At 30.7% G+C, this 4,787-nt stretch carries 4 protein-coding genes and 1 pseudogene; 4 read left to right on the forward strand and 1 reads right to left on the reverse strand.

Going from position 1 to position 4,787, the window contains the following annotated elements; all coding sequences use genetic code 11:
* The first annotated feature begins 223 nt into the window (after positions 1–223).
* The 3 genes from HGC4_RS16820 (at position 224) to HGC4_RS16830 (ending at position 3,329) form a co-directional block, all read left to right on the forward strand.
* The gene (locus tag HGC4_RS16820) at positions 224–913 is read left to right on the forward strand and encodes a hypothetical protein (protein WP_050711299.1); all 690 of its coding nucleotides are present in this window, start codon (positions 224–226) and stop codon (positions 911–913) included.
* A gap of 423 nt (positions 914–1,336) precedes the next feature.
* Positions 1,337–2,128 carry a DUF5672 family protein gene (locus HGC4_RS16825; RefSeq protein ID WP_050711300.1) on the forward strand — a complete coding sequence of 264 codons (792 nt, stop codon included), beginning with the start codon at positions 1,337–1,339 and terminating at the stop codon, positions 2,126–2,128.
* Between the two features lie 97 nt (positions 2,129–2,225).
* Complete coding sequence (locus HGC4_RS16830; protein WP_050711301.1) at positions 2,226–3,329, forward strand: glycosyltransferase family 4 protein; 1,104 nt, start codon at positions 2,226–2,228, stop codon at positions 3,327–3,329.
* On the opposite strand, the gene HGC4_RS16835 is transcribed toward HGC4_RS16830, so the two are convergent.
* Positions 3,319–4,401, reverse strand: a complete 1,083-nt coding sequence (locus HGC4_RS16835; protein WP_050711302.1) for a glycosyltransferase family 9 protein — start codon at positions 4,399–4,401, stop codon at positions 3,319–3,321. The genes HGC4_RS16830 and HGC4_RS16835 overlap by 11 nt on opposite strands.
* Before the next feature lie 270 nt (positions 4,402–4,671).
* On the opposite strand from HGC4_RS16835, the pseudogene HGC4_RS19135 reads away from it, so the two are divergent.
* A pseudogene (locus HGC4_RS19135) lies at positions 4,672–4,787 on the forward strand (glycosyltransferase family 2 protein); the annotation flags it as partial.

Consider the following 4,787-nt stretch of genomic DNA (forward strand, 5'->3'; position numbering starts at 1 on the left):
TTTTTTTGTTTTTAAACATACATTCAATACAAAATAGAAACAGGAAGATAGTTAAGTACAGAGAAAGCATAGCTCTTGATTATTTAGAATAATAAGATATTCTCTGAAGTATATAAATATGTTTTGTTTATTTCATGCGTTTGTGATATAAAAAGGATATTATTATTATATTGATTTTTGTTGTTTAGTATTATATTCGAGCTCAATAATTAATATAAAGAACATGAAGAAACTTACATTACTATTTTCTCTTATCGGTTTATGTTTATTCTTTGTAGCTTGTGAAAAAGAAGGTGTTGATGATCTAAAAGCACATGATGCTACTGAAAATTTAAATTTACCGCTGTTAAATTTTACTTATAAGGGTATACCTTATTCTTCGGTTTATACTATATCATCTGATTCCTCTATTATTTTGAAAGATGAAATAGTAAATAATCTTTACCAAAGTCTACAAAGCATTCCTACTTTGGCGACCTACATACACCAAAATGATCATATTGAATATTTTGATAATTTTACTGATTTGCAAGCGCATTTTAAGCCAATAGAAAATCCCAATAGTCTAAGAGCTGGAGATACTTCGTCATATTTAACTTTGTATGCAGATAAGGATTTTAGAGGTAACACTTATTCTGTAACAGGAAGTGTTAAAGTTGATTGGGTAGGGAAAGACTTTAATGATAAAGCTACTACTTTTAAAATGGGAACATCTTCATCATTTGGTTATTCTACTTATCATGTAACATTTTTTAAAGATGCAGGCTTTAGGTCATCTTCATTATCTTTCTGGGTGCAAAAAGGAGGATATGCTAGAGCAGAGAGTTTCAGTAATTATCATACAGGTATATTGGGATTAGGTGGAAGTTGGAATGATGAAATTTCTTCTTTCGAAACTTGGTGCAGCTATTGAAATAGCTATTTTGTCTAAGATATAATTGCATAATTAAGGGAGTGTAATTTTTTTTCTTAATTATACAATTTAGTGATGTTATTCACGTAAGGTTGATCCTCTGTAGAATCTATCTTTTGTTTGACATTGTTTTAAGATATAAAAAAGAGATGATAATAAACATCTCTTTTTTTTATTGTTATGTATTATATAAACATACTTTGGCTATTTCTATTTTTCTTCTAACTTTAAAGCAAGAAGTCATTTAGTATTTAGTTGTATAATGTTCTGTAGAGAAATAGGGTTTATTATTACTTTATTTATACTACTTTAGTAGATTATTTAAGTGATGCTTCTGTTGCTTTGGTCGCTTCATGTGAAGTAATATTAGGGTGTTATTGCAGAGTATGATATTCTCTAAATTATAATTTAATCTATCGACTAATGGATTTAGTTAAAGTGGTTATTCCTATTTATAAAGTGGACCTGCCTTCTTTGTATATAAAGATTTTACAGCATAATTTAAATATGCTGCATAAATATATTATTGTGTTTATTTGTCCTGTGGATTTGGATATATCAAAGCTTCTTTTAAATTTTTCGACTAATAAAATAGAGATTGAACGTTTTGACGGTATTTATTTTCAAGGGATTGAAGGCTATAATAGCTTAATGCTATCCTCTTCATTTTATTCTCGATTTTCTAATACAAAATATATTCTAATCTGCCAAACAGATGCTTTTGTATTTCGAGATGAATTATTGTTCTGGTGTGATAAGAATTATGATTATATAGGTGCTCCTTGGATTGGATCTTCTAATTCATTTTATAATATTTCTTTGCGTAAAATTAATAATGTGATTAGACGTTTAAAAGGGAAAAGAGCTCGTAATTGGGAGCATTTGTTTAAAGTTGGTAATGGAGGTTTTTCTTTGAGGAAAGTTCAGCTTCATTTTTCTATAGCTAAGAATTATAGTGAAGTAATTGAGGAGTACTTAAAGGATAAAAATTCAATTTATCATGTAGAAGACGTATTTTGGTCTATGAAGGCACCTTTATTGGATTCTTCATTTTCGATTCCAGACTATAAAGAAGCTGTTTCTTTTGCTATTGATCGGAAACCTGAAATTGCAATGGAGTTGAATGGAGGTAATGTTCCGTTTGCCTGTCATGGATACGATAAACCTAAAGTTGAGAATTTTTGGAAACCATTACTTGCTAAATACTCTATTTGAATTGATTAAATGTATAGAATTCTAAAAAAGGGAGAAAGATATTTAAATATTATGGCATCAATTCTATTAAGTGTATAACCTTTATTATATTAAGAAAATGAAAATAGCATATGTGGTGCATGCCTATACAAACTCTGCAGGAATGGAACGAGTTCTTGCTAAGAAATCGAATTACCTTGTTGCACAAGGTTTTGAGGTGTTTATTATTACATTAGGAGAGGATAATGCAGAACCCTTTTTCTATTTTGATCCTAAAATAAAAATTTATAAATTAGGTATTCCTAATGATACAGAAGAGTATAAAGAGCTATATTTAAAAAAACTATCAGCATGCTTGGCGCTTATTAAGCCTGATATTTCAATATCTACAGGCTTAGGTATTACTAAATACTTATATGAAGTAAATGATGGAAGTAAGAAGGTTCTGGAGTTACATTTTACTAAGTATAAGCGTAAGTTTGAGTTGGCGGCTTTAGACAAATATTGTGTAGGACGTTTTATAACTAATATATATAGTTATAAGCGAACTAAAGTAGCTAGAATGTATGACAGATTTGTGGTATTGACGGAGGAAGATAAAGATTCTTGGCAGAATTTATCAAATATCTCTGTAATTCCTAATCCGATATCTTTTATTCCAGAGGATTATTCCAGTAATGAATCTAAAAGAGTTATAGCTATAGGGCGTTATACTTACCAAAAGGGCTTTGATTTATTAATTAGTATTTGGGCTCAAATACATAAACAGCATCCTGATTGGATATTATCAATATATGGATCTGGAAAAAAGAAAGCTAAATTAGAAAGGCAGATACAACAGTTGGAACTTGAAAAGTGTATAGAGCTAAATACGCCTACAAAAGAGATAGCTCTAAAGCTTGTTGAGAGTTCGATATTTGCTATGACTTCTCGTTACGAAGGGCAAGGATTAGCCTTGATGGAGGCAATGGCGTGCGGACTTCCTGCTGTTGCTTTTGCTTGCAAGTGTGGCCCGAGAGATATAATAAGGAATGGAGAGGATGGGTTTATTGTGGACACAAAAGATTATAAAGCTTTTGAGGAAAAGCTAGCCTCTTTGATGAAAGATTCTGATTTAAGAACAAAGATGGGAAAGCAAGCCCGACAAAATGTATTAAGATTTAGCGAGGAGAACATTATGCCTAAATGGACTAAGCTTTTTAATGACCTTCTTAATGAGTAGGCTGGTTTTTACTTTCAGGTAAATAGATTTTCAGCATATTATCTAGTTTTTCCCAAACTGATTTTTCATCAATAAGTTTACGCTTTTCTTCAAATAATAGATTCGGATTATTTGCGGCTTCAATATTAATGTCAGCAAGTTCAATCCCTTGGTATTTTTCAGATGCATTAGGAAGCCATTCTATTTTTCGGACATTGGGTAAAAAGATTGCAAATGATGGTATGTCTAATGCTTGAGAAATATGTCGTGGACCGCCTTCATTGCCGAAGAGAAAATCTGAATTAGCAAGCATTGCAAGGAGATCTCTTAGGTTTTTAGCCTCTACATTTATAAATATACGTGGATCTCTATTTAGCGCTTCATACATGTTCATAGCAGCTTCTTTCTCTTTCTCTCCTCCATAATTAAAGATTAGCTGTGTATCTTTATATTTATCTAATATATTTTGGAGAACAATTTTCATTTTCGACTTATCCCATGCTTTAAATTCTGCTCTCGCAGTAACTGTACATATAATTACAGGTCTAGAAAAGTCTACTCCTGCGGATTCCATATATTTTCGAAAGGCATTTTTTTCTTCTTGAGTAACGAATAAACGAAATATAGGATCCTTAGATATTGTATGGTCTGCTTCAAGAGGTGCTAATAATTCGAAATTTAGGCTGATATTGTCTCTTGTTCCATTAGGGAAGTTGTCAACTCTATAATTATGAATGAATTTGTTATATGACTTTTTACGTCCTATTCTATATTTCGTTCTTATAGAAAATAAGGAAAAGAAAAGAGTTTTAATTGTAGATCGTTCGTCTATAATAATATCATATTGCCCTTTTTTTATTATGGATATGACCTTTGGTATGTATAGCCTAAGATTAGATGCTTCATCATCGCTGAATGTAATTATTTTATGAATATCGGGGTGATGATCAAATAATGGAGCTATGTTTTCATTCAAAACCATATGTATCTCAGAATCGGGGAAGGACTTATGCAAAGATGTGCATAATGCAGACGACAAGGTTGCATCACCCACTCGTCTGAAGCGAATAATCAAGATATTACGTATTGGCATGTCTCAGTCTCAGTTGTTTCTATTCTGGAAACAAAAGTAGTGCTTTTATGAAGATATAGTGTAATATAAATCTAATATTTGTTGAGCCTGCTTTTTATTTAGCATAATATTATAGAAGCTATGTTTAAGTATTAGACTTCTAAAAATGAGTGTCTAATTTTTTATATTTTTACAATTGGATCATACAAAATAANAAAAGCTGAAGGATATACTGCATATTATAATCCGTTTGATAGATATATTCAATATATTTGCTATTATTTACATTTTTTGAAGATGAAGATTTCGGTTGTAATACATACATATAATGCTGAAGAATTCTTAGACAGGGTCTTGGAATCGGTAAAAGGCTTTGATGAAATTGTGATTTGTGACATGTACAGTAC

The sequence above is a fragment of the Dysgonomonas sp. HGC4 genome (genome assembly GCF_001261715.1).
Classification (GTDB): Bacteria; Bacteroidota; Bacteroidia; order Bacteroidales; family Dysgonomonadaceae; genus Dysgonomonas_A.